Source organism: Fulvivirga aurantia, assembly GCF_009711475.1.
Taxonomy (GTDB): domain Bacteria; phylum Bacteroidota; class Bacteroidia; order Cytophagales; family Cyclobacteriaceae; genus Fulvivirga; species Fulvivirga aurantia.
Genome location: NZ_SMMD01000149.1, coordinates 1 through 722, shown reverse-complemented (window position 1 = coordinate 722; position 722 = coordinate 1). Strand labels below are relative to the sequence as shown.

General features: G+C 38.1%; 1 protein-coding gene. It reads right to left on the bottom strand.

Annotated elements, in window-relative coordinates:
• Window positions 1–722, bottom strand: a 722-nt coding sequence (gene rfaD / locus E1176_RS00425; RefSeq protein ID WP_155208623.1) for an ADP-glyceromanno-heptose 6-epimerase, incomplete at both ends; no start/stop codon positions are given.

Here is a 722-nt window from a genome sequence, read left to right as displayed (position 1 = left end):
TGTGGAATTTTTTTGAGTAACCTATGGACCTAAGCTTGTTCATGTTAGCTTCAGTAAAATACTGATATTTATCCCTGATGTCAGCTGGAGTGTCTATAAAACCAATATCTTCTGGTTTTTCCAATGCTTTAAATACAGCTTTCGTTAGATCAAGAAATGTTCTCGCCTTGCCACTTCCAAGATTGTAAATTCCAGAATCCTTACGATGTCTCATCAGCCAGAAACAAACATCAACCACGTCCTTTACATACACGAAGTCTCGCTTTTGCTCACCATCTTTATAATCAGGGTTGTGTGATCGGAAAAGATTCATTTTTCCAGTCTCTTTAATCTGATTGTACGAATGCCATATTACTGAAGCCATTCTACCTTTATGGTATTCGTTAGGGCCGTATACATTAAAGAATTTCAGGCCTGCCCAGAAGAAAGGTTTTTTCTCTTGCTCCTGAGCCCAAATGTCAAAATCTTGCTTTGACTGTCCGTAAGGATTTAAAGGTTTTAATTGAGGTATTTTAGATTCATCATCATCGTAGCCATGTTCGCCCAGGCCGTAAGTGGCTGCAGAAGAGGCATAAACCAACGGAATCTGATATTTTACGCAGCGATTCCATACATCTTTGCTGTACTGAATGTTGAGCTTATTAAATATCTCTAGATCAAAAAGAGTAGTGTCTGTTTTCGCACCAATGTGAAAGATAAACTCAACTTCCTCATGATTATTA